22 protein-coding genes and 3 pseudogenes are annotated in these 22,917 nt (G+C 67.7%); 15 read left to right on the top strand and 10 right to left on the bottom strand.

Annotated elements, in window-relative coordinates; all coding sequences use genetic code 11:
- Window positions 1-65: 65 nt before the first annotated feature.
- Entirely contained in the window at window positions 66-644 is a 579-nt protein-coding gene (locus OG521_39100; protein ID WUW26452.1) for a TetR family transcriptional regulator, read from the bottom strand.
- 112 nt (window positions 645-756) lie between these two features.
- On the opposite strand from OG521_39100, the gene OG521_39095 reads away from it, so the two are divergent.
- The 3 genes from OG521_39095 to OG521_39085 all read left to right on the top strand — a co-directional run bounded on the left by OG521_39095 (window position 757) and on the right by OG521_39085 (window position 2,842).
- Window positions 757-987, top strand: coding sequence for a hypothetical protein (locus OG521_39095; protein WUW26451.1), 231 nt, complete (start codon window positions 757-759; stop codon window positions 985-987).
- A gap of 471 nt (window positions 988-1,458) precedes the next feature.
- Complete coding sequence (locus OG521_39090) at window positions 1,459-2,217, top strand: hypothetical protein (protein WUW26450.1); 759 nt, start codon at window positions 1,459-1,461, stop codon at window positions 2,215-2,217.
- Window positions 2,207-2,842 (top strand): Fic family protein, encoded by a 636-nt coding sequence (locus tag OG521_39085; GenBank protein ID WUW26449.1) that lies wholly within the window; start codon window positions 2,207-2,209, stop codon window positions 2,840-2,842. Before OG521_39090 ends, OG521_39085 begins: the two co-directional genes overlap by 11 nt.
- Window positions 2,843-3,305: 463 nt before the next feature.
- Here OG521_39085 and OG521_39080 read toward each other — a convergent pair whose 3' ends face one another.
- Window positions 3,306-3,941, bottom strand: coding sequence for a TetR/AcrR family transcriptional regulator (locus tag OG521_39080; protein ID WUW26448.1), 636 nt, complete (start codon window positions 3,939-3,941; stop codon window positions 3,306-3,308).
- A gap of 53 nt (window positions 3,942-3,994) precedes the next feature.
- Between OG521_39080 and OG521_39075 the strand changes: the two genes are divergently transcribed.
- Complete coding sequence (locus tag OG521_39075; protein ID WUW26447.1) at window positions 3,995-4,759, top strand: SDR family oxidoreductase; 765 nt, start codon at window positions 3,995-3,997, stop codon at window positions 4,757-4,759.
- 279 nt (window positions 4,760-5,038) lie between these two features.
- Here the strand turns inward: OG521_39075 and OG521_39070 are convergent, their stop codons facing one another.
- Window positions 5,039-5,872, bottom strand: a complete 834-nt coding sequence (locus tag OG521_39070; GenBank protein ID WUW26446.1) for an alpha/beta hydrolase — start codon at window positions 5,870-5,872, stop codon at window positions 5,039-5,041.
- 112 nt (window positions 5,873-5,984) lie between these two features.
- Between OG521_39070 and OG521_39065 the strand changes: the two genes are divergently transcribed.
- Together OG521_39065 and OG521_39060 are read left to right on the top strand one after the other, a co-directional pair.
- Window positions 5,985-6,470, top strand: a complete 486-nt coding sequence (locus OG521_39065) for a MarR family winged helix-turn-helix transcriptional regulator (protein WUW26445.1) — start codon at window positions 5,985-5,987, stop codon at window positions 6,468-6,470.
- Window positions 6,471-7,007: 537 nt separating this feature from the next.
- On the top strand, window positions 7,008-7,532 hold the full coding sequence (locus OG521_39060; GenBank protein ID WUW26444.1) for a GNAT family N-acetyltransferase: 525 nt from the start codon (window positions 7,008-7,010) through the stop codon (window positions 7,530-7,532).
- A 206-nt stretch (window positions 7,533-7,738) separates the two neighbouring features.
- On the opposite strand, the gene OG521_39055 is transcribed toward OG521_39060, so the two are convergent.
- Complete coding sequence (locus OG521_39055) at window positions 7,739-8,947, bottom strand: IS701 family transposase (protein WUW26942.1); 1,209 nt, start codon at window positions 8,945-8,947, stop codon at window positions 7,739-7,741.
- A 91-nt stretch (window positions 8,948-9,038) separates the two neighbouring features.
- Here OG521_39055 and OG521_39050 point away from each other — a divergent pair, with 91 nt between their 5' ends.
- The 4 genes and pseudogenes from OG521_39050 (at window position 9,039) to OG521_39035 (ending at window position 12,580) form a co-directional block, all read left to right on the top strand.
- Window positions 9,039-10,130: an IS630 family transposase gene (locus tag OG521_39050; protein ID WUW26443.1), complete on the top strand. Its 1,092-nt coding sequence runs from the start codon at window positions 9,039-9,041 to the stop codon at window positions 10,128-10,130.
- A gap of 168 nt (window positions 10,131-10,298) precedes the next feature.
- Window positions 10,299-10,694, top strand: a complete 396-nt coding sequence (locus tag OG521_39045; protein WUW26442.1) for a hypothetical protein — start codon at window positions 10,299-10,301, stop codon at window positions 10,692-10,694.
- A gap of 30 nt (window positions 10,695-10,724) precedes the next feature.
- Window positions 10,725-11,574: pseudogene (locus OG521_39040) on the top strand (IS5 family transposase).
- Window positions 11,575-11,648: 74 nt separating this feature from the next.
- Window positions 11,649-12,580, top strand: a pseudogene (locus OG521_39035) (IS5 family transposase).
- On the opposite strand, the gene OG521_39030 reads toward OG521_39035, so the two are convergent.
- Complete coding sequence (locus tag OG521_39030; GenBank protein WUW26441.1) at window positions 12,570-12,758, bottom strand: hypothetical protein; 189 nt, start codon at window positions 12,756-12,758, stop codon at window positions 12,570-12,572. The pseudogene OG521_39035 and the gene OG521_39030 sit on opposite strands and share 11 nt — an antisense overlap.
- A 693-nt stretch (window positions 12,759-13,451) precedes the next feature.
- Here OG521_39030 and OG521_39025 point away from each other — a divergent pair.
- A complete protein-coding gene (locus tag OG521_39025; protein ID WUW26440.1) occupies window positions 13,452-13,850 on the top strand; it encodes a VOC family protein in 399 nt (132 codons plus the stop codon).
- 12 nt (window positions 13,851-13,862) lie between these two features.
- Here the strand turns inward: OG521_39025 and OG521_39020 are convergent, their stop codons facing one another.
- Window positions 13,863-14,084 (bottom strand): TauD/TfdA family dioxygenase, encoded by a 222-nt coding sequence (locus tag OG521_39020; GenBank protein WUW26439.1) that lies wholly within the window; start codon window positions 14,082-14,084, stop codon window positions 13,863-13,865.
- A gap of 23 nt (window positions 14,085-14,107) precedes the next feature.
- Here OG521_39020 and OG521_39015 point away from each other — a divergent pair.
- Window positions 14,108-14,209 (top strand): annotated as a pseudogene (locus OG521_39015) (FKBP-type peptidyl-prolyl cis-trans isomerase).
- A 456-nt stretch (window positions 14,210-14,665) separates the two neighbouring features.
- On the opposite strand, the gene OG521_39010 reads toward OG521_39015, so the two are convergent.
- The gene (locus tag OG521_39010; GenBank protein ID WUW26438.1) at window positions 14,666-15,529 is read right to left on the bottom strand and encodes a helix-turn-helix transcriptional regulator; all 864 of its coding nucleotides are present in this window, start codon (window positions 15,527-15,529) and stop codon (window positions 14,666-14,668) included.
- 117 nt (window positions 15,530-15,646) lie between these two features.
- On the opposite strand from OG521_39010, the gene OG521_39005 reads away from it, so the two are divergent.
- Window positions 15,647-16,420, top strand: a complete 774-nt coding sequence (locus OG521_39005; GenBank protein ID WUW26437.1) for an SDR family oxidoreductase — start codon at window positions 15,647-15,649, stop codon at window positions 16,418-16,420.
- A 464-nt stretch (window positions 16,421-16,884) separates the two neighbouring features.
- Here OG521_39005 and OG521_39000 read toward each other — a convergent pair whose 3' ends face one another.
- Entirely contained in the window at window positions 16,885-18,534 is a 1,650-nt protein-coding gene (locus tag OG521_39000; GenBank protein WUW26436.1) for a TlrC/CarA/OleB/SrmB family ABC-F type ribosomal protection protein, read from the bottom strand.
- A gap of 763 nt (window positions 18,535-19,297) precedes the next feature.
- Window positions 19,298-19,915, bottom strand: a complete 618-nt coding sequence (locus OG521_38995; GenBank protein WUW26435.1) for a WHG domain-containing protein — start codon at window positions 19,913-19,915, stop codon at window positions 19,298-19,300.
- Window positions 19,916-19,983: 68 nt separating this feature from the next.
- Between OG521_38995 and OG521_38990 the strand changes: the two genes are divergently transcribed.
- Both OG521_38990 and OG521_38985 read left to right on the top strand, forming a co-directional pair.
- Window positions 19,984-21,318 (top strand): alpha/beta hydrolase, encoded by a 1,335-nt coding sequence (locus OG521_38990; GenBank protein ID WUW26434.1) that lies wholly within the window; start codon window positions 19,984-19,986, stop codon window positions 21,316-21,318.
- Window positions 21,319-21,841: 523 nt separating this feature from the next.
- Complete coding sequence (locus tag OG521_38985) at window positions 21,842-22,171, top strand: hypothetical protein (GenBank protein WUW26433.1); 330 nt, start codon at window positions 21,842-21,844, stop codon at window positions 22,169-22,171.
- 258 nt (window positions 22,172-22,429) lie between these two features.
- Here the strand turns inward: OG521_38985 and OG521_38980 are convergent, their stop codons facing one another.
- Window positions 22,430-22,723 (bottom strand): DUF1330 domain-containing protein, encoded by a 294-nt coding sequence (locus OG521_38980; GenBank protein WUW26432.1) that lies wholly within the window; start codon window positions 22,721-22,723, stop codon window positions 22,430-22,432.
- Between the last annotated feature and the right edge of the window lie 194 nt (window positions 22,724-22,917).

Raw genomic sequence — 22,917 nt, 5'->3', positions numbered from 1 at the left:
GGGCCCGGCGCGGGCGGCGATCCGCCGCCGCGGAGGCCGTCGCGCCGCAGCCGGCGGAGTCGGGCTCAGGCGGCGAGGCGCCGCACCAGGTTGACAAGGGCCTCGCGCTGGGCGCCCTCCCCCGCTTTCGCGGCGGGGACCAGCATGCGGGCGAGTTGGGGCATGGTGAACCAGGATGCGACCAGCGAGATGACTGCATGCACCAGCTGGCCCGGGGGGATGTCCTGGGCCAGGACGCCGGCCTCCTGAGCCCTTGCCAGGGCGGCCACCTTCTCGACGTAGTGCTCGGTGCGCTCCGCCTCGGCCACGACGGGGCCCCGGCTCTGCAGGCCCTCCCAGGCCAGCAGGCGTACGAAGTGCGGGTGCCGACGGTGGTAGTCGAAGAGCCGGCCCGCGTAGTCGCCGAGGTCGGCGCCCTGGTCAGCGGTCAGCGGTACGGCTGCGGCGATCTTTCGCAGCTCGGATTCCAGTACCGCACCGAACAGTTTCTCCTTGTTGCCGAAGTACTGGTAGATCCGCTCCTTGTTGACGCCCGCCCGGGTGGCGACCCGGGCGACACGGGCCCCTTCGAGGCCGTGCTCGGCAAATTCGGCGACTGCGGCGTCGAGCAGGAGCTGCTTGGTGCGCGCTGTGTCCCAGACCATGCCCCGACGCTACCTCATTTCCAACCATTCGGTTGGACACCGATGCATCCGCATGCCAGACTCCAACCAACCGGTTGGAGATTACGGATCCAGCCGCGAACAGGAGGCATACATGTCCGCGAGCACTGCTCCCGCTGCCCCGTCCGTCCACCGCCGCGCGCTCATCACGTGGCTGGCCGTCTACCCGACCATCACCGTCGCCCTCAGCCTGCTCGGTTCGGTCCTCGGCGGCCTGGCACTACCGCTGGAGACGCTGTTCCTGACCGCGATCGTCGTCCCCCTGGCCGTCTACATCATCGTCCCGGCACTGATGAAGGCCAACGCCCACCTCACCCGCCGCTGACCTGCGACTTACCGCCGCACCGTGCCGACACCCGCGCCGGTGAATCCCAGGATGCACGCCACCGGCATCTACGGAAGGCTCACCGCCACCGTCACCACCTGTTTCGATGCGTGCCTGGTTGTTGCGGTACTTGCGGACGGTTGAGCAGCAGCAAACGGCGGCCGAAGAACGCTTTGCTTCAGGTCAGCCGCCGGGCCGGATGGCCACACCTCGGGCAGCGACACCCGGGACTCCGGCCCCCTTCGGGAGCTCGGACAGGTGGATCGGGTCGGGCCGGCTGGCCGACTGTCTGGCTGTCTGGCTGTCTGGCTGTCTGGCTGTCGGAGTACGCCTCAGAGCGCTCGGCCACGTTTGCAGGCGAACGTGCAGGCGAACGTGCCCGGCCGAGTACCACGGCATCGCACGGAGCAGGTGGCCCGGCAGCGTCACACTGGGCGCCATGACAGTAGATCGGCGGCGCCGGAAACTTGTGTGACAAAGCCGCGAGCCTTTGACACGATCGCTCGGCTGTCCTTCCCTGACGAGTTCTGGAGGAACGTCACGGCCGTCAATTACGAGCTTGCTCCGGCCTGGTTGCCGTGGTCTGCCGTCGATCCCGACCTCATTGCTTTCGACTGGGACGACGAGGAGGGCTCTCAGGTCGCCACAGTGATCGCCTCGATGGTCCCTCCTGCCGGTGCCGGGTGGCGGGAGGAACATCGCTTTACCACCGAGGTCACGGCGCTTCTGGCAGTCCGATACGGCCGATGGGCCTGCGGATGGCATTGGGCGGTCGGCGAGGGCGGTGGTGGTGGCGTCGTCACCAGTTGGTGCTGCACCTCCCATTCCGTGGGTGAGTCCGCAGCGACGGCCGCCAAGGTCGTCGCTTCACTGCTGGAGTGGCGCGACTGGTTGGAGGAGTTGGCCGAGCGGTTCGCGCAGTTGGCGCCGCCCGCCGGGGCGGATGCCGAGGACCGCAGCTGGCACTTGGAACGGGCAGCTGCCCGACTGGTGACGGTGGTCGTGGACCGCACAGGTGCCGAATGCGGCTGGTACGGGCTCTGCCACACGGTCCTGACGTGGTTCCTCTCTTCCATAGGCATGGGGCCGGAGAGAGCAAAGGAAGCGGTCGACGCCGCGATTGGTGGACGGTTCAAAAGCTGGACGGCACCGTCGCGGACCTTGGTCGACGCAGCGGGAGAGGATCTTGCCGTAGGCCTGACCGGTGAGCAGCCTTATCGTGACCGCTGACGCATTGGCTGCCTGGTGCCATGCCAGGAACCAGACCGACTGGGCTTCCGCGGTCGGTGAGACGCCGGCACCGGTCGAGGCGGCCGTGGACGGCCTCGGCGTCTGGTGCGGTGCAGGGGGCCGTTCCTCGAATCCGGCTCGAGGCGACCGATTGCTCGCGGCGCTGGCTCAGTCGCGCTCGGACGCTGCTCGTAAGTGCCCCTTGACCTGCGTGCTTCTGACTGAATGGCAGCGGCTCGTCCTTGGCATGCCTGAGGTTCGGTTCCGACGAGGCGATGCTTTCGCCAAGGGTGGTCGAGAACGCTACGCACTTACGCCGCACACGCAGCGGGACTTTGAGCGCTGTCTGCGCGAGAGCGCTGACCCGAGAGTCCCCCTGGCCTCCCGTGCGGCCCGCGCCTACCTTGACGTGGCCTTCTTTCACCCCTTCCCGGACGGCAACGCTCGCCTTGCCATGCTCACTCTCGCCTATGTCCTGGAACTGGAGGGAGTTCGGCTAGACCAGGCCGGCCCCTTGCAGACCACGCGTTACGCGGACGACGCCGCCGGCGCGGCAGACCTGGCTGCCCTGGTCTCCGTCCTCATCCGCTCGACCCATCACCGGGCAACCAGAGCCCGTCACTGAGAGAGCAACCTCCCATCAGGGTGCTCTTGAACAGTCCGGACGGAAGCTGAGCGGGTGCATTCGCCCCCGGCTGAATACGTTGATGCATACGCCAGCAGCGGTCCGCCCGTCGGTCCGGTACGAGCCCCGCGAGGTTGTCCGGCACGTCGGTGAGTTCACCTCGATCGAGGAGGATCCTGACGACGACGCTTCATTCGTCGCCCCGGACTTGCTCGCCGGGATACGGGATTGGCGGCGGTGGTCATGTCGTAGCGCTGTTCCTCTCCGGCTCATCGTCGGCTGCGAACGGACTGACGGTCGTGATGAGCTACGGCCTCAGCGCGGAACGAGCTGACTTCGACCCTGGAGTGGGCTTGGCATCACAACGGGCGGGCGCGGTCCGGCAGGTCCTGAAGATCACCGCCGCTCGTCGCTTCGTCGTCGGGCTGGATCATCCCTGCCCTGACAGTGGACACCACCTGCCTCAGCCCCTCTGACCGGTGGTGGCAACGATGACGTCGCCGAAGGACGCGGTGAGCGCCCGCGCGATCAGTTCGGGCAGTTTCGTCTTCCCGTCGTCCTCGGCCCAGCGCGTCAGCGCTGTATGCATCGCGGCCAGGCAGGCGCTGGTCGCCGCCTGCGTACGGAACACGGCGTCGGGGTCGGTCGTGCCGTCCCCGAGGGCGTCGACGATGGCCTGTTGCAGCGCGTACTGGCTGTCCAGATGCCGGGCTCGCAGCGCGGGCGTCGAGACCATGAGCCGCAGGCAATCCAGCAGAAATCGCTCGTTCGCCCCCGACCCGTCCCCGTCACCCCCGGTCAACACCGTGGCCGCGTCGACGAGAGCGCCGCCGACGCGGCGTACCAGCGGGTGCGTCACCGACGACGCGGCGACGCGTTCGGCGATGAGCTGGGCAGGGTACTCAAGGAGGACGAGGTCCTCCTTCGTGGGGAAGTGCCGGTACACGGTCATCGCCGAGACGCCGGCCGCCTCGGCAACCTCGGCCACCCTCACAGCGTCGTAGCCCTGTTCGGTGAACAGCCGCACCGCGTGTGCCTGGATCCTGCGCCGCGTCTCGGATCGCTGTCGCTCCCGCAGGGTCGGTTTCAGCTCAGTCATGTGATAGACACTACCTCAATGTTAGCGACTAACACTTTGATGAGGTGGGCGGCGTGAGCAGTCAGGCCGACAGAACGGCTCTGGTGACGGGTGCGTCGCGGGGCATCGGGCAGGCGACAGCGACCCGGCTCGCGGCCGAAGGGGCTATGGTCATCGTGCACTTCGGTACGGACGACAGCGGAGCGGCGGCGACGGTCGAGGCGATAGAACGCGCCGGTGGGACCGCCCAAGCCGTCCAGGCGGAACTGGGCGTGGACGGCGATGTCGAGACGCTCTTCACGGGAGTCGAGCGCGCCTTGGCCGGTCGGCCGCTCGACATCCTCGTCAACAACGCCGCAGCCGCACCCGTCGGCCCGCTCGGCGCAACGACCCGGGCGGAGTTCGACAACCTGTTCGCAGTGAACGTACGAGCGCCGTACTTCATCATCGAGCATGCACTGCCCCTACTGCGCGACGGCGGCCGGATCATCACGATCTCATCGGTGGCGACCCGGATGGCCAACTCCGCCCAGACGTCTTTCGCCATGACGAAAGCCGCAGTCGAGACGATGAGCAGAACCCTGGCCAACCAACTCGGAGGCCGAGGTATCACCGTGAACGCGGTCGCCCCCGGAGCCACCAGAACGGCGACCAACGGAGCCGTATTCGAAGTGCCGGGCCTCGCCGACCACATCGCCGGCCTGACGGCGCTCGGCCGGCTGGGCGGGCCCGGCGACGTCGCCGACGTGGTCGCCTTCCTCGCCTCCGACGCCGCACGCTGGGTCACTGGCCAGGTCATCGACGCAAGTGGTGGCCTCTTCCTCGGTCCACGCGTCTGATCGACAAGGGCAACGCGACGACAAGCGAGCATCGGACAGGACGTTCCCGACTCGGCCCCGACCCGGCGAGGCCCGCTGAAGCAAGTCCAGCAGCATGCGGCTGCGCTGCGTCGGTTCATGCCGCAACTGCTCACCGCTGAGCGTTCACAGCCCATTGCCCACTGGCGCCAGAGCTGAGCCGCGGACCCGGAGAACCTATGCGGTCGCAGCACTTGGGCTGCACATGACTGTCCGCCTCGCCCTGCCTTCCGGCAGGGGTTCCCAACGGCCCACTCTGCGTCAGTGTTCGGCGTTCAGGATCTCCCGGATGCGCGTTGCGTAGGCCCGGGGGTGGGTGGTGTTTCCGTTGTGACCGCCGGGAAATTCCTGCACTTCGCGACCGAGGAGCACGGCCAGGGCCGTCGCGGCCCGGTAGTCGAAGACGTTCCGCGCAGTGATGCGCCCGGCAGCGGGCACGATGCGAGTGCCGACGTCCTTCAGTGCCGCGATGTCGAGGGTGTCGTGGATGACCGCGGTGAAGTCGTGCCGGAAGAAGTAGTCGAAGTTCGCGGTGCGAGTGGCGTTGATCGGCTGAGGCGTCAGGTCGGGTTCCACGTCCTTGGCGGTGAGGTCAATGCCCAGGGTCCTGGCGATCTCCGGGAGTGCCGCGGCCAGGCCCTCGCGGAGGTAGAAGTCCTGAAGCGCGGCGAGTTCGCGCTCGTGACAGACGCGTTCGCCCTCCGGAAGCAGGCGTGGGGCGACGGGCTCGTGAGCGATGAGGGTACGGATCTGCCCGGGATACCGGACGGCCGCATGCATGCCGATGACGGCTCCGAGACTGCAGCCGAGCATGAGGGCGGAGTCGTCGGTGAGAGAGGCCAGCAGGCGATGGACGTCGTCGGCGTGCTCGGTCAACGTCGCGCCTTGGCCCGGGGTCTCGAGCCGGCTGCGGGACAGGCCGCGGCGGTCGTAGGTGACCACGGTGTAGCAATCGGCGAGCTGGGCGACCAGGTCGATGGTGCGGTCGGCGTCACCCTCTCCGCTCTGCGAGATGAGCAGCAGCGGGCCGGTTCCGCGGACCTGGTAGTGCAGAACTGCGCCAGGGACGGTGAGCGTGCCGGTGGTGTCGGGCATGACGGTTCCCCCTCTATGGGCGGCAGACTCTCCGCCGCGTCTGCCAACCAACATAATCCATCGAACTAGATACATCAATACAGATGAATCTGTTTCGATGTATGTTGAGCGTGTGGACGGAGTCGAACTGTTCCTACTGGGACGCACCCTGATGAAGATCGGCGAGGAGGCCCTGCCCGAGCCTCCTGGCGGCGCTCGGCGTTATGCGGGCAGCGCCCGGCTGGTGCTGATCGTGGCCAGCGACATCGCCGCTCATCCCGATACCGCCGTCGGTGAGATCGCCGCCCGCACCGGCCTGCCGCAGAGCCAGGTGTCCACCGCCATCGCCAGGCTCAAGGAGGCCGGTTCGGTGCAGACGGCTCCGGATCCCGTCGACCGCCGCCGGGTGCTGGTGCGTCAGGCCGCCGAGGTGTCCGAGCGGGTGGCGCAGGTCCGCGCCGCCGGTATCGAGGAAGCCCTCACCAGCGCGCTGGGATCTGATGAACCGCGGCGGCTGACAGAGGTCTCGGAGGCGCTGGATGTACTCGCCCGGAACCTCTTGCCGTCGTCAGCGGGTCCGGAGTCCCGCCGTGCAGACACCGCCGAACCACCGGAGTAGGGCCCCGGCTTCGACCAGGTGGCGGATAGCTCGCACCTCCTGACCAATCTGGCCCAAGCAGTCGAACGCGTCATCGGGCGGAATCGCGCCGACCTGAGACGCCCCCTCAGCGACCACGACGCTCGGCCCGACGAAGGCCCTCCCGGTGACGGTTCAGACCGCGGGGAGCTGGCTATCTGATCACTTGGCGGTGGTCCCGCCACCTGCCGCACCGGCTGTCCTCGTGGGCAGCAGCGGCTCCAGAACCGCCCACTCATTGTCCGTAAGGCTGCCCCTGCTGAGCATGACCAGAACAACGAGCCGCCCGATCGAAGAGGTACGTCCTTCAGCGAGCGAAAGCCCCCGGTCGGCGGCCCGGAAATGAGTTGTCCAGGCTGAGGAGCACTTGTTAGCTTCACGCCTGCGCGAGAGACGTGTGTTCAGCGGGACAGGGAGGTTGATGAATATGGCTGCCGTCGGCCGTCTTCAGCATGCCCTCGTCCGGCCCGCGCGATAGCAGAGCGCGGCTCGGGTCGTTCCAACGACCAGGAGAGACACGTGTCTTCCTCTTCTTCACCCGCTCACACCAATGTGATCACCAAGCGCCTGTTCCTGCGGCCCTGGACCACGAGCGAGGCCACTGCGGTCCTCGACGACACCAGGTCAACGCACTGGGCGGGCGACTTTCCCGCTGAAGGCGACCGTGTGGTCGCGGGCCTCTTCGATCAGCACCCCGCCTGGTTCGACGCATACGGCCACCGTCTGATCATCGAGCGCGAGAGCAGCTTGGTGGTGGGCTCGATCGGCCTGTTCTGGCCGCCCAGCGAGGGCGTTCTGGAAATCGGATACGGCATCGTGGCCTCCCGTCGAGGCCGGGGCTATGCCCCCGAGGCCGCCCGGGCCCTGGCCGAGTTCGCCCTCACCGCACCAGAGGTTCACACCGTGTTCGCCGATGTGGAACTGTCCAACCCGTCCTCGGTTCGCGTGCTGGAGAAGGCCGGCTTTCACCAGTGGGCCACCGAAGAGAACGCGGAGAACACGGCCCGGTTCAGGATCACGAGGCCAGACCGCTCACCGCGATGATCCCTGGGGCCCTGGGGCGATGCCTCCGGGGCCCCATCGTGTCGCGGAGCCACGAGACAACCAGCGTTGATCGGAGAGACAGGACCTAGTAGGGCTTTGTTAGGTGGTGTCGTAGGTCTGCCATGGGGTGGGTTGTCGGCAGGTGGGGCAGGTGCCGGTCCAGGTGGCTAACAGGTGCTGGAGGAGGGCCAGGGCCTGGTAGAGGGTCAGGCCCTGGCAGGGACTTTTGGGCAGGACCGCTGTTCGGTCAGGAAGAGGTGGGCGGCAGTCACGAGGGTGACGTGACGGTGCCAGCCGGTGAACGAGCGGCCCTCGAAGTGGTCCAGTCCGAGAGTCGTCTTCAGCTCGCGGTAGTCATGTTCGATGCGCCAGCGCAGTTTCGCGAGGCGGACGAGATCGCGGGCGGGGATGTCGGCGGGCAGGTTGGAGATCCAGTACCTGACCGGCTCGTTCTCACCTTCGGGCCACTGGGCGATCAGCCACCGCAGACCGATGGCACCGTCCGGGGCGGGTTTCGGGCGGCGGCCGGCGAGGCGGACCCGCAGGAACACGAAGCGGGCGGACATGGCGGCCTTCGAGCCCTTGCGCCAGGTGACCGCGACTGCCTTGTCACGTCCCGCGGCCAGGACGTGTTCGCGCAGACTGACCGGGCGGGTGCGGTAACGGGGCAACGGTCTGGGACCGAGCCCGCCATAAGGCGGCTCGTAAGGTTCAGCGGACTCGGCATGGGCTGTCATCTCGCCCTTGACCTGCAGGGCATAGGCCAGCCCGCGGCCTTCCAGACCATGGCGGAAGTCGGCGTTCGCCCCGTAACCGGTGTCCGCGACCAGCGCTGCCGGCCGTAGTCCCAGCGCGGCCAGTTCGTCGAGCATGTCCAGCGCCAGCTGCCACTTCGGGCGGTGATGCTCCCCCTCGGGGATCCGGCAGCAGGCCCGACGGTCCGCAGCCTCCGGCTGGTCCCAGCTGCCGGGCAAAAACAGCCGCCAGGACAACGGACACGACGCGGTGTCCGATGCGGCATGGATGCTGACCCCTATCTGGCAGTTCCCGACCTTGCCCAAAGTGCCGGAGTACTGTCTGGCCACCCCGGGCGAGGACGTGCCGTCCTTCGGGAACCCGGTGTCATCCACCACCCACACCTGCGGGCGGACCACCGCCACCGCCCGGCGGGCCAGCCTGGCGCGGACCTCGTTGACCGGCCAGGTCGATGACGTCATGAACTGCTGCAACTGCTGATGGTCCACACCCAGGCGTCCGGCCATCGGCTGCATCGACTTCCGGCGCCCGTCCAACAGCAGGCCCCGCAGATACAGCCCGCCCTTCACCCGCTGGTCAGCACGCGCCAAAGGCGCGAACACCTCCCCAGCGAACTCCTCCAACCGGCCCCGACACGACACGAGTTCATCTGCCCTCATACCAGCAGGAAACCAGCAGAACAACCACCTGCCTAGATACCTAACAAAGCCCTACTAGTGACCTGAGTCGGAGATTCGTCGTTGGTTAGGTGTGAGTCGTCCTGGACCGAAACTTGCGGCGTTGTCGGTAACTGATGCACAGCGGGCTGTGCTTGAGGGGTGGGTGCGTCGTCGCTCGACGGCTCAAGCACTGGCCTTGCGGTCGCGGATCGTGCTCGAGTGCGCCGAGGGCCACTCGATCGCGGAGGTGTCGCGCCGTCTCGGGGTCGTTCCCGAGACGGTCCGCACATGGCGTCGGCGTTTCCTGGACCGGGGCCTGGATGGTATGTGTGACGAGCCCAGGCCCGGTGTGCCGCGCAAGATCACCGACGCGGATGTCGAGCGGGTGATCGTCAAGACTCTGGAAGAACGGCCGGCGAACGCCACCCACTGGTCAACACGGTCGATGGCGCAGGCGACGGGGATGTCGCAGTCGGCGATCTCGCGGATCTGGCGGGCCTTCGCCCTGGCCCCGCACCGGTCCGAGACCTTCAAGCTGTCCACCGATCCGTTGTTCATTGACAAGGTCCGCGACGTGGTCGGCCTCTACCTCGACCCGCCGGAGAAGGCCCTCGTGCTGTGCGTGGACGAGAAGTCGCAGATCCAGGCCCTGGACCGGTCCCAGCCGGTGCTGCCGATGATGCCCGGGGTTCCCGAACGCCGCAGCCACGACTACATCCGCGCAGGCACCACCACGTTGTTCGCGGCCCTGGAGATCGCCTCCGGCAAGGTCATCGGCTCCCTGCACCGCCGGCACCGGGCCGCCGAGTTCAAGAAGTTCCTCGTCAAGATCGACAAGGAGGTGCCCGCGGAGTTTCAGGTGCACCTGATCCTGGACAACTACGCGACGCACAAGGCTCCGGCGATCAAGCAGTGGCTACTGGCGCACCCACGCTTCCACCTGCATTTCACGCCGACGGGATCGTCCTGGCTGAACCTGGTGGAGCGATGGTTCGCCGAGCTCACGCAGAAGAAGCTCCGACGCGGCGTCCACCGCTCCGTCCAGGCTCTCGAGCGCGACATCCGCTCATGGCTCGCCAACTGGAACGACAACCCTCGGCCCTTCATCTGGACCAAGACCGCCGACGAAATCCTCAACAAAGTCGCCGCATACTGCCAACGAATCTCCGACTCAGGTCACTAGGCAGCTTCTTTCAGATCACCTTGACCTCGATTGCGCCGCCATCAATCAGGGCTTCCTTAACGTGGCACACAGTTGCCTCGCCGATCGTGTAGCGACCTTTTGCCGGTGTTACGGTCGCACGGAGCCGGCCAGCCCGGCCGAGCCAAGGACAACGAGGGGGGAAGCGCCGTGGACGGGTACGCGAGTCCTTATCAGGTCTTCATCGACGTGCTCGCTCACCGGCACGCAGGTGGCCATCGACGGGCTCTGACCGGAGAGTTGATCGCTGCCTATGCGGAGCTGAACCACCTCCTGGCGCGCACCAAAGGAATGCTGGCAAGAGCGGTGTGGGCGGACTGCGGCGATGAGCTCGAGCGGTGCATGAGTCTCTACAGAAGCGCATGGATACGGTTCGTTGCGGTGGTCGGCGATGACTATCCGAACGGTGTGGACACCGTTCCCTCTTCGACGCTGGGCCCGGAGACAACGCAGGCATTCCAGGCAGCTGCAGACGGGCTCCGGGCCGCGCTCGACGTCCTGAGGAGGGAGTCCCACCTCCTCGGCTGTGAGAGCTGGGCGCGCTAGGCGTTGCCTTCCGATCATCGGATCGTTGATCTGATCGTGCAGTTGACCGATGCGCAGTGGGCGCGAATAGAGCCGTTGTTGCCGCACCGGACACCGAAGCGCGGCGGGCGGTGGCGCGATCACCGACAGGTGATCGACGCGATCGCGTGGAAGTTCCAGACCGGGTCGCAGTGGGTGCGCCTGCCCGCCGAGTACGGCTCGTGGAAGGGCGTCTACACCAGGCTGCGGAACTGGGCGATCGACGGCACCTGGGAGCGAGTCTTCACCGCCCTGCTCGCTCGGGCCGACGCCGAGGGCGACCTGGACTGGGTTGTCGCCGTGGACTCCACGATCGTGCGTGCGCACCAGCACGCGGCCGGGGCTCACAAAAGGGGGCACCGGCCGCCGATCCTGACCATCATGCGATCGGACGCTCCCGCGGAGGGCTGACCACAAAGGTTCACCTCGCCGCCGACAGCCACTGCCGGCCGCTGTGCTTTGTCCTTACTCCCGGCCAGGCCAATGATGCGCCGGCGTTTGAGCACGTCATGGCCGCCCTGCGCGTGCCCCGGATGATCGGCCGCCCGCGCACCCGGCCTCTCGTGGTCCTGGCAGACCGGGCCTACTCATCCCGAGCTATCCGGCAGCACCTGCGCAGGCGCGGCATCCGGCCGGTGATCCCGCAGCCTGCCGACCAGATTGCCAACCGACAGCGCAAACCCCGCAATGCGGCCGCCCGCCCGCCTTCGATCGCAAGGCATACAAGCAGCGCAACACCGTCGAACGCTGCATCAATCGCCTCAATAACTGGCATGGCCTGGCCACTCGCTACGAGAAGACCGCCACCGTCTTCCGAGCCGGACTCCATATAGCCGGCATCTTCATCTGGTCCGCCCGCTGATCCGAGAGAAGGGCCCTAGGCACTGTTTCTCGGATCTCCTGACGTGCGTGGGGTGTTGGGGTCAGGCTGTGTGTATGGGACGTGGTGATCTGACGAATGCGGAGTGGTACCGGCTGGAGTCGTTCTTGCCTCCTGGTGGGGCCCGCGGGGGCCGGTGGAGTGACCACCGTCGGGTGATCAACGGGGTGCTCTACCGGGTCCGGACGGGCGTGCAGTGGAGGGATCTACCGGAGCGGTTCGGGCCGTGGGAGACCGTCTACAAACGCCATCGCCGCTGGTCAGCGGATGGAACTTGGACGATGCTGCTGTCGCGGATCCAGGCGGCCGAGGACGCCGCGGGCCAGATCGACTGGGACGTCTCAGTGGACTCGACAGCTGTGCGGGCCCACCAGCACGCCGCCGGCGCGCGCAAGGCGACGGCGGTCGCGGCCCCTCAAAAGGGGATCGCTGGGGGGACGAAACAGGTCGATCCGGTGTTGAGGAATCTGACGGTCCGGCTGGAGGAAGTGGTCAGATCGGCGAGTGTCTGGGACGTTCCCGCGGCGGATTCACCACCAAGATCCACCTTGCCGCCGACGGGCGATGCCGGCCCCTCGCCCTTGTCCTGACACCCGGACACTACGGTGACGGCCCCCAGTTCGAGCGAGTGCTGGAGCAGGTCTCCGTGCCCCGCATCGGAGTCGGCCGCCCCCGGACTCGGCCCGACCATGTCCTGGCGGACAAGGCCTACACCTCTCGAAAGAACCGCCGTTACCTGCGGCGACGCGGCATCCGGCACACCATCCCCGAACGCCTAGACCAGCAGAGACACCGTAAGAATCGCGGTTCCCGAGGCGGCCGTCCCACCGGTTTCGACAGCGAGCGATACAAGAAGCGCAACACCGTCGAACGCGCAATCAACCGCCTGAAAGGCTTCCGCGCCGTCGCCACCCGCTACGAGAAACGCGCCTACATCTACCTCGGCACCGTCACCCTCGCAGCCCTCGTCATCTGGCTCAGAGCATGATCCGAGAAACAGTGCCTAGTTCCACGAACGCATCGAACGCGGCGGCAGCCTTCGCGCCATCGCACGCGACCTCCAGCTCAGCCGCGGCACGGTCAATCGCTTCACACGCGCCGCCGAAGTCGATGAACTCCTCGTCGCAGTCATCAACCGGCCTATCCTGATCGACGACTACCACCACTCCCCGCACCATCGCTGGACGGCAGACTGCACCAACGCTTCCGCGCTCCCGGGAGTCCCGGAGACCCGGAGACCGGGCTATCGCGGAGACGTCAACAGCGTCCGCCAGCACATCAAGCCCTACCGCAGCGGTGCGATCCCGCTACCCCCCCTGGCCCCACCCGGCCGTCCGCAGGGTCAGCGACTGGATCACGCGCCGGCCTGAACACCTCACAGACGTTGAGCGAAAGAGTCTCGACGAACTGTGGGAGCGGAGCCCGGAGCCCCGCGCCGGCGACGACCGGGGAAATACGCACACCGCCCGGCACTCATGATCCGCGAACGTCGCAGCGAACACCTGGCCCTGGACATCTGGATCGCCCACGTCGCCTCGACGGTCAACGAGAACCCCGGGCTCTGGCCAACGACATGCGATGCGAGCACGCAGCGGTCCAGGCCGTCCTCGCCATGACCTGCACCTCCGGGGCCACCGAAGGCAGTCACCAGGATCAAGTCACTGAAGAGACAGATGTATGGCCGGGCCAACTTCGATCTCCCCGACGCCGCTTCCTGCTCGCACCATGATCAAGAATGCGGTACCTCTTAAATCGATACAGAGCTAGAGAGTTGAGCCAGAAACACGACTCGTGGATGAGGCCACCCGGGCGCTAGGGTCAGCGAAATCGGATGGACCGGCATGGAATACGGAGTAAAAGTGATCAAGGGACTCGACCGGCTTGAGGTCATCACGCTCTTCGTCGAGGACGTCGTCGAGGCGAAGCGGTTCTACCAGAACGTCTTCGGCCTCGAGGTGATCTTCGAGAACGAGGACTCCGCGGTGGTCAAGCTCAGCAACACTCTGATCAACCTGCTGGTGACCGAGAACGCACCGACGCTGGTGGAGCCACATCCGATCGCAGCCCCGGACGCCGGCGCGCGACTGCTGCTCACCATCGAGGTCGAGGATGTCGACGCCGTGTGCGCCGAGCTCGTGGAGCACGGCGTGAGCCTTCTCAACGGTCCGACCGACCGCCCCTGGGGTCGCCGTACCGCCGCCTTCGCCGACCCCTCCGGCAATGTCTGGGAGGTTGCGCAGCTTCTCGCCGGTGAGTAGGCGGGACTCGGTTCAGTACCGCAGCACTGTGGTGCGGTACAGCAGCCTCTGACCGACATGCCGGTCAGAGGGCGTACGGGTGAGCATGGTCGCCTCGTTGCTCCACATCACCACAGCGCCCGCGCGCCACTGGTGGGGGTACACATACCGGTCGGCCGTCGCAGAGTCGTGAGACTCCTGGGGCAGCTCGACGCTCTCCTTCCGGTCAAGACCCACGATCCCGCTGATGATCATGCTGCCGAGTAGAAGCGACCTGCGGCTGACGCAAGATCCTCATTCCCCCACGCCTCGCCCACGGCAACCAGTCAACCTCGCCCTTCATGCCGGCCGGTTCGACACTCATCTTCGTCGTAGACCTGCGCGCCGTCGCACCCTGCAACCCCCCAGACACCCGCCGCACGGAGCCAAGCCGACACCGGAGTAACACCCGCCCACCGACGGACCGCGACACCACGCTGCCGCCTCTCGCGCTCGCCCGCCGGGACAGAACACGGACACCACGACACTCGCCCCCTTTGCTGATCCGGTCCCCCGGGGACCCAGACCGGCCCAACTGCGCGGCCATGGAACGAACTTCACCAGGGGACCAGTTCAGCCTGCCGCCCGCTCACCACGCCCCAGGCCCGGAGGCCGACCGTGGTCAAGCCGTCGGCAGGTGCACGGATTCCAGCCGGTTCAGACTCAATCGCCCACCACACCCGCACGGCCGGGATCCCTCGGAACCTCCCCCCTGGGCTCCGGCGGCCCGCACGCCGAAATAACGGCCGGAAGTCAGCTATTGGTGACGGGACGCGGCTTCCAGACGCCGCTCCATGTCAGTGTCGGCCAGGTGCGAGGGTTCGGGATCGCGGCAAGAGGTTGCGGAACACATCACGGGCGTGGCTGCCTGCCGGAGCCAGGAAGACGAAGAGGTGCTGGTCGGGCTCCGGCAGGGCGAGGGTCGTGTACGGGAAGGACTCGGCGCGCAGTTCGGGGTGGAGGATCTCCAGGAAACCCTCGCTGCGCATACCGGCGCGGTGCTGTTCCCACAGCGCGGCGAAGACCGGGCTGGCGGCGGAGAGACGGACCACCAGGTCGGTCAGCCCGCGGTCGCTCGGGCAGTCCGCATGGTGCGCGCGGAGTCCGGCCACCAGGTCGGCGCCGATCGAGTCGACCGCCTCGCGGTTGGCCGGAGTCCGCTCCCCGAAGGGGCAGCAGAAGACTTGCCAGAGCAGGTTCACCTGATGGGCGGGGCGGGTGTCCAGGCCGCCCAGCAACGCACTGGCCATCGGGTTCCAGGCGATCAGGTCGAAGCGGCGGTCCACGACAAAAGCCGGTGTCTCGTGCAGAGCCTCCAGCAGGACACGGGTGTTCACCGAGACGGCTGGCCGCAGCCGCGCGGCAGGAACTTGCTGGGTGTCCCGCGCGCCCAGGCCGGCCAGGCGGTGCAGGTAGACCCGTTCGGCATCGGCGAGCAGTAGGGCCTCGGCCAGGCCGTCGAGAACGGAGACGGTGGGCACTCGTTGGCGGCCCTGTTCGAGCCGGGCGTAGTAGTCAGCCGAGATACCGGCCCGCGCGGCCACCTCCTCGCGCCGGAGGCCGGGCGTGCGGCGGCGCGAACCGGCCGGCAGACCGGCATCGCCCGGGGCGAGGCGACGGCGACGGGCACGCAGGAAGGCTCCCAGCGGAGTGTCGGGCATGCACGAAAGGCTCCCACAGGCCAACTCCCCTATCCAGGACCTGGCGTTCCCGGGATAGCGCGACAGCTGACCGGGTGACCACTGGTCGCAGGAGGCAGTCGGCATCAGGCTCACCTCATGGGACTCCTCGACGACAAAGTCACAATCATCACCGGTGCCGGACGAGGCATCGGTGCCACAGCGGCACGCCTCTTCGCCGCCGAGGGTGCAACTCTCGTCCTCGCCTCGCGGACCGCGAGCGAGGTGGAAGCACTGGCCGGCGAACTACGTGCCGAGGGGGGAGCAGCAATCGCCGTAGCGGCCGACATCAGCACGGCGGAGGGCGCCCAGGCACCGGTCACAGCAGCACTCAAGGAGTTCGGAAGGCTGGACGCCGCATTCGACAACGCCGGCTCCGGCCCCTTCCCCGCACCGCTCGCCGAGCGTACGGAGGCGGAGTGGGACGCTGTCCACGGCGTGAACCTGAGAGGCAGCTGGCTGTGTCTGCGCGCCCAGCTGCAGACCATGGTCGCCGCGGGGCGGGGCGGTTCGATCGTCCTCAACAGCGGTGTCGGCGCTCTGCTGGGCGGATTCGGCGACGGCACCCAACAGGCCGCCAAACACGGACTGACCGGTCTCGTCAGAGCTGCCACCGCCGACTACGCCGTCCACGGCATCCGGACCAACGCCGTCGCCCCGGGCGTGGCCCGAACCTCGTCCACCGAGGACTGGTTCGCCGCAGGGCCCGAGTTCGAGGCAGCGGTCTCCCGTTCCGTGCCGTTGGGCCGCCCGGCCCGTCCGGTGGAGGTCGCCGAGGCCGCGGCCTGGCTGCTCAGTGACCGCGCCTCCTACGTCACCGGCGTCATCCTGCCCGTCGACGGCGGCACCACCGCGGCCCGCACCTTCTTGTGAGTGCCAGCCAGGGGCCAGAGTGGTTGGACGCCTCCTCATGCCCCTTGCCCTCATCGCGACCGCGTACCTGAACCCGGACGCGATACCAGCCCCCGCCGGCGGTGGCGGAGTCCCCGCCTCCTCCTCCACATCACCACCCCGCCGGACCAATCGCAGGTCTCCGCTCGTGCGGTAGACACTCACGTCCACCGCGGCCTCCCACTCCAGCGCTGGAGAAGTCGATTCCTCTGCACAGTGCTCGGTCGTGAGGCGAATCCAGCCGTGATGTCACACCCCACGGCCCGGACGTGGACGCCGAGCGCGGTCGGTTCGGCAACCAGTGCGTCGGCGCCATCCTCGGCCGGACCGCGTCGCGATGCCTGGCGCAATGGTCCTGCGCTGCGCTCCCGCCCAGATCCCGGCCGATGATCTCGCGGTGCATCAGTGCGATCGGTGCCGCCGGTAATGAGGCAACTGGGGGGGCTTCAGGTCGCTGCGGTCTCCTGAAACTGTGCGACGTGGCCGGCGTTCAGTTCCACGTGCCTGCCGGTGAAGCGGGTTCGCATGCGGCGGTCGTGGGTGACGACCACCACCGCGCCTCGGTAGCAGGCCAGGGCTCCTTCCAGTTCTTCGACCAGGACGGGGGAGAGATGGTTGGTGGGCTCGTCCAGCAGCAACAGGTCGACGGGTTCGCTGACGAGGCGGGCCAGTTCGATCCGGCGCCTTTGCCCGTAGGAGAGTTCGCTCATTCTCAGGCGCAGGTCGGCAGGACTGAACAGGCCGAGGGACAACAGCTGGTCGATGTGCTCATCCAGACTGCCCCCGCGGCCGTGGGCGAACGCCTGTGGGACCGTCAGGTCGGGCGGCCATGGTGTCTCCTCCTGTCTCAAGTGCCCGACTCGGCCCCGCGTGCGCGCTGTCCCCTCATCGGGCTGCAGCTCGCCCGCCAGCACCCGCATGAGCGTTGTCTTGCCGGCTCCGTTGGGCCCGGTGACCAGCAGCCGCTCCTCGCCACCGATCCGCAGCGAAGGTACGTGCAGCCGGTCCGCGACACGGATGCCGGTGAGTTCCGCCGCGGCCCGCGCGGTCTGACCGTCGGCGGTGGTCATCCGGGCGGCGAACACCAGTGGTTCGGGCGGCGGCGCGACAGGATTGTCCGCCAGCCGTTCGACACGCTCCTTCGCATTGCGGATACGGACCATCGCCCCGTGCCCACGGCCGCGGGCGCGGAATCCACCGTGGCCGACCACGGCAAGCGGCGCCTTGCGAGGGATCGCCTCCAACCGTGCCACGTTCGTGGCGGCCAACTTCTGATTGCGGGCCAGTTCCGCGCACCAGTCCGCGTATTCCTGCAGACGGCGCCGCCGCTCGGTGGCCTTGGCGGCAAGGTATCCGCCGTAGCCGTCGCCGTGACGCGTCACCCTGCCCTCGCCGACCTCCAGGATCGTGGTGGTGACCCGTTGCAGGAACACCCGGTCATGGGTGACCGCGAGCACCGTGCCGCGATGCTTCCGCAGGTGTGCCTCAAGCCAGCCCACCGCCTGGTCGTCCAGATCGTTGGTCGGCTCGTCCAGCAGGAGCAGCTCCGGCTGCGACGCCAAGGTCGAGGCCAGCGCCAACCGTGATCGCTCACCACCCGACAGCGTGCCCAGAGTCCGATCCCGAGCCACACCCGGCAGGCCGAGCCCGTGCAGGGCGATGTCCACCCGGGCGTCGGCTTCGTAGCCGGAGCGCGCCTCGTACTGGGCGACCATGTGGGCGTAGGCGTCCATCGCGGCGCCGAGCTCTACCCCCGTCAAGCCCGTGAGACCGGCTTCGGCGCGGTGCATCCCCGCTTCGAGTTCGCGCAGGTCGGCAAGAGCCAAGTCCACTGCGGCCTGGACGGTGGCCTCGGGGGGCAGGGCCAACGACTGGGACAGATAGCCAGAACCGCCTGGTGCGATCACGGTCAGTTCGCCGTTGTCGGGCCGGTCCTGCCCGGAGATCAGTCGCAGCAGGGTGGATTTTCCGGCTCCGTTGTCGCCGATGATGCCGACCCGCTCGCCCGGCTTGATGTTGAAGGACACGTCGTCCAGCACGACGTGGTCGTCGTAGCGGCGGGTGATGTTCTGAAGAGATAGCTGTGCAGTAAGCATTTAGTCCCCTGTTCTCGGCCGGGCCGATCGGCATGGGCGGACGGACGCATCCGTACATGCCGGAGACACTCCGCGGCACGCCGAACAGACGTCATCGCGAAAGGACCGGAAGCACGGATGAGAACGCGCGACGGCGGAGCCAAGCTCAACGCGGCCGCACGGGGACTATCACAGGGAACCCATGCGCAACACCGTAGATGGGTAATCCGTGTGGCTGCAAGCCGTTTCTTTGGTGAGGTGGTGGCAGAAGGGTGCAGCAACACAGCGGCGGGTGAACCCCCGCAGCGACCGACGGCGACGACAAGTACGAGTACTGCACCGGCGCTGACGGCATGGAAGGTCAGCCTCTTCGCCGGGAGGGCGGGTCCCGCCTCGCGTCCCCGTTGAGCTTGAGCGGCTCGTCACCGTCACCCAGCTCCTGGCCAGGCACCCGGTACAGCGGCCGTCCTCCGCCGGGAACGTACAGCGTCCTCAACGAGATCAACGACCGGCACTTCGGGACGGCACCACCCAGCCGTGGTCGGGACCGCGCGCATGAGGCTCAGGTCGACGAGGCGCAATCCGCAGCAGGCGCGATCACTCCGCTGCGCATCACCGCCACGTCGCGGATCCCACGTCGCGGAACTCGTCGCCCAGGACCACCTGGAGGTGGTCGAACGCTACAAGGGCCGACCGACGCTCGCCTCGGCTTCCGCGCGCGACCTCCACGACGCGCCGCCCATCCTCCGGCGCCGCACCCGAGATCAGTTGCATAGACGTCGCTTCACGGAGCCGGGTCTGGGCATCGAAGGCCATGGAGGCCGGCGGGGGTTGCCCAGCCGCGCAGTACGGCATCGATCGTCGAGCGGAACGCGGTCTCGGCTGCGGTGCCGTCGAGGGCGCCGGCGAGTTCGAGGGTCACGAGCCCGTGCAGGGCAACCCACAACGAGACGGCGATCAGCGTGGTGTCGCCCTCGAGGATCTGATCCGCCACGGCACGGTCGATCGCCGCGACGAGCGGTCGCACCGGGTCTCGGTCGCCGACCCAGGTCGACGGTACGAAGGACTGTGCGCCACCGAACAACACCGCGTACAAGTGGCGGTGTTCGCGTCCCCAGCGGCGATACGCCACGGCCAATGCGTACAGGTCCTCCAGGGCGGCCTCGGAGCCGGGAACGGCCGTCAGGTCCTGGAACAGGCCGGCGACCGCCTGGGCGCGCACCTCGCGGATCACTCCGTCCTTGCCCCGGAACAACGTGTACACCGCAGCCGTCGACGTTCCGGCGGCGGTGGCCAGCGCGCGGACCGTGACCGACTCCTGCGGGCGGGTGGCGAACATCTCGGTCGCGCACGCGATGAGCCGCTCTCTGACGTCGGCGTCGTTCGTTCTCGGCCTTCCCATGAAAACCAGTTTACCCATGCTGATAACATCGTTTCAAAACGTCGTTCCAAAACTCTGGGGAGATCATCATGCCGTCGTCCGCCATACGTCCCTTGCGCCTTGCCGGCCGCCTGCTGGCGGCCGCCGCCGCGGTAGTAGGGCTGGCCGCCTTATTCCTCGCGTTGCTCATCGCCACCGACGGCGCGGGATCGGGGTTCGCCGCATGGTCCGTGGCCGTCGGGATCGCGGTGGTCGCGGCGATGTGGCTGACCCGCGGCCGCTCCTGGCGGGCGCGGCTGGTGCCATTCCTGCCGGTCCTCGTCGCAGCGGCCCTGACCCTGTCGGTGTGCATACCCACCGTCCCCACAACGCGCCACCACCCGTCTGCCCTGTCGTTCGTGGCCACCGAGCACTGGCGCTTGTCCACCGGCAGCAGGGTCGCGGTGTACCACTACCCGCCCGCCGGCAACAGCTCCCGGCAACGCGTCCCGCTCGTCTACCTCAACGGCGGCCCGGTGCGCGGCATCTCAGTGCTCGACCACCGCTTTCTGCACCGGCTCGCAGGGCAGGGCTACGACGTGTACGCCTACGAGCAGGCCGGTGGCGGACGGAGCGACCTGCTGCCCATGAACGAGTACTCGATCACGCGGTCCGTCCACGACCTCGGCGCCTTCGTCAGCAAACTGGGCAAGGGCCCCGCCGACGTGCTGGGATTCTCCTCGGGTGCGGTCGTGCTCACCCGCGCGCTGGCCGAACCGGCCATCGCCGACCATCTGCACCGGGCCGTCATCGCCGAGCCGGGCCCAATGGACGGCCCCACCGCCCGGATGGCCGAGCAAAAGGGCCGGCCATCGGCCCGCGGCATCGCGCCGGCCATGACCGGGCCACGCTCCACACGCGTCCCGCGGTACGCCGTCGCCTTCGGCCTCATGCGGCTCGGACTGCTCAGCCCGGACAACGGGCTGGTAGGACAGGCGGAAGGCGACAACGCCTTCACCGCCGCCGATCTCGGCAGCGACACCGCGTCCGCCTACTGCGCGCGGGACGCGCACCGCATCCCGGTCGAGGACACGGAGCGGAACTTCTCGTTCAGCGCCGCCGCCAGCCTCCGCATCCAGCAAACGATCAAGGACTCCCCCTCCATCGTCCCTCAGCTGAGGCGGTCCCGGACACCCGCGATGCTGATGATCGCCGAGTGCTCCTCCCAGGTCCGGCAGTGGCAGACAACCGTCCTCGCGGACAACCCCGCCATCCAGCGGACCCAGTACATGCCCGGTGTCGGCCATCACATGTGGAACGGCCTGGATGAGAACGACCAACGAGCAGCAGCCGTCATCACCGCGTTCCTCCAGGACAAGCCCGCACCGTTGCCCGACTACCCGACCCGAGCTGACATCCCAGCCTTCCTCAGAGACCACAAGTAGGCGAGCAGGCCTTGGACGTCGCGCTCAAGCTGCAGGGACAACTTGGCGGGATCCACGGGCCAGGTCTTACCGGTAGCAGCGGCGACACCACGCATCTGCTGGCTGGTCAACTCACGTCGTTCCCTCACCACCACGGCAGGGCACGAAGCACCCCAGGGGAGCACTGGCCCGCGCACCGCCCACAGCCCGATCCGGTCAGCCTGGCACTCGACCAGTCCGGTGCACGGCCCCGGAACCTGCCGATCAGGCAGGACACCGCAGGCGGCGGGGCACGGTCGGCCGGCAGCCTCCGGCCTTCGACCGCGAGGACCACAAGGCTCAGCACGCAGTCGAGTGCGGGATCACCCAGCTGAAACGGGGCCGGGCGGTGGCCAGCCCACCCGGTTCGACAAGCTCGCGGTCCGTTTCGAAACAACCGTCCTCATCCCCGCGATCAACGAATGGCTGTGACCTGCCGGGGGTGTCGGTCCCGTATGTCATTCTGGCCGCGATCAGGTCAGCGGGCTGAGGGGAGACAGGGGCGATGAGGGCTGCGTACTACCGGGCCGAGAGCGAGAGCGGTGACCACATCGAGGACCCGTCCGAGGACGCGCTGTTCATGCTGATCGACGACCTCAACGCCGTGGACAATACCTTCGTCGTCATCCAGCCCGACGAGGACGACCCGGTCTGGTTCACCTCGGTCGCGGTCCTGGACGAGGGGGGCTATGAGGTCGTCCGCCGCGACACCTCCCGCCGGGAACACGACATCGCCGCCGCGACCAGCATCGACCAGATCGCCCGTGACCTCACCATCTGGATGGCCGCCCGCGACTTCCCCGGACGGCCATCCCAGCACACCGGCGACTTCTGAAACTCCCCCCTAGCCCCGCTCGCACTGACCGACCTCGACATCAACCGCTGACAGTTGATCAAGACCCAACGCAGTCAACCACCACCAGCACGAGAACCCGCGAGCCCTGCCGCACCAGCACCGTCGAGCAGAGGTTTCAAGATGGTGGATCTACGCTCCGGCCGACTGCCTGCCTGTCTGCCTGTCTGCCCTGCAGTGTGGTGCTTCATCTCCGTCGCAGTGCCTGGCGGAGCTGGACGCCAGGCCGGTCGCCGACTGTCAGTCGATGCCTTCGACGATGCGGAAGTCGCGCTCGACGCCGTCGGAGAGGGCGACCAGCGCCTCCTGGTAGGCCTCGCTCTCGCGTGTCGCGAGGGCCTGTTCAAAGCTGTCGAACTCGATCAGTACGGTGCGCTCGGCGATTCCGGCGTCCTGTGCGACGACCCGGCCGCCTCGGACGAGGAGCCGCCCGCCCCCGGCCCGGACGGCCGGACCGGCCAGTTCGTTGTAGGCCGCCAGTTTCTCAGGGTCGGAAATGGTGCGGTAGACACTGACCCAGTAGCCCTTGGGCATGGAACCTCCTGTATTCGAAGAGCACATCTGACTTCGTATTCGCGATTCGGTTCGGTCACACCCGGCGGCAGGTCGCCGGGATGATCCGGAGCACGAGCTGGTCGGCTGCAACCCTGCGATCGACCGTCGCAGGCTCGCCCCGAATGCCGGAGCGTGCAGTCGCGTCGCAATTGCGACGCTGGGATCCTGCGATT

The organism is Streptomyces sp. NBC_01463 (assembly GCA_036227345.1).
GTDB lineage: Bacteria > Actinomycetota > Actinomycetes > Streptomycetales > Streptomycetaceae > Streptomyces.
This window is presented reverse-complemented; position numbering and strand designations above follow the sequence as displayed.

Excerpts from the sequence above, each read along its gene's own strand:
- OG521_39100 (WUW26452.1), bottom strand. The coding sequence starts at position 644 with ATGGTCTGGGACACAGCGCGCACCAAGCAGCTCCTGCTCGACGCCGCA.
- OG521_39095 (WUW26451.1), top strand. The coding sequence starts at position 757 with ATGTCCGCGAGCACTGCTCCCGCTGCCCCGTCCGTCCACCGCCGCGCG.
- OG521_39080 (WUW26448.1), bottom strand. The coding sequence starts at position 3,941 with ATGACTGAGCTGAAACCGACCCTGCGGGAGCGACAGCGATCCGAGACG.
- OG521_39070 (WUW26446.1), bottom strand. The coding sequence starts at position 5,872 with ATGCCCGACACCACCGGCACGCTCACCGTCCCTGGCGCAGTTCTGCAC.
- OG521_39055 (WUW26942.1), bottom strand. The coding sequence starts at position 8,947 with ATGAGGGCAGATGAACTCGTGTCGTGTCGGGGCCGGTTGGAGGAGTTC.
- OG521_39020 (WUW26439.1), bottom strand. The coding sequence starts at position 14,084 with ATGATCATCAGCGGGATCGTGGGTCTTGACCGGAAGGAGAGCGTCGAG.
- OG521_39010 (WUW26438.1), bottom strand. The coding sequence starts at position 15,529 with ATGCCCGACACTCCGCTGGGAGCCTTCCTGCGTGCCCGTCGCCGTCGC.
- OG521_39005 (WUW26437.1), top strand. The coding sequence starts at position 15,647 with ATGGGACTCCTCGACGACAAAGTCACAATCATCACCGGTGCCGGACGA.
- OG521_39000 (WUW26436.1), bottom strand. The coding sequence starts at position 18,534 with ATGCTTACTGCACAGCTATCTCTTCAGAACATCACCCGCCGCTACGAC.
- OG521_38995 (WUW26435.1), bottom strand. The coding sequence starts at position 19,915 with ATGGGAAGGCCGAGAACGAACGACGCCGACGTCAGAGAGCGGCTCATC.
- OG521_38990 (WUW26434.1), top strand. The coding sequence starts at position 19,984 with ATGCCGTCGTCCGCCATACGTCCCTTGCGCCTTGCCGGCCGCCTGCTG.
- OG521_38985 (WUW26433.1), top strand. The coding sequence starts at position 21,842 with ATGAGGGCTGCGTACTACCGGGCCGAGAGCGAGAGCGGTGACCACATC.
- OG521_38980 (WUW26432.1), bottom strand. The coding sequence starts at position 22,723 with ATGCCCAAGGGCTACTGGGTCAGTGTCTACCGCACCATTTCCGACCCT.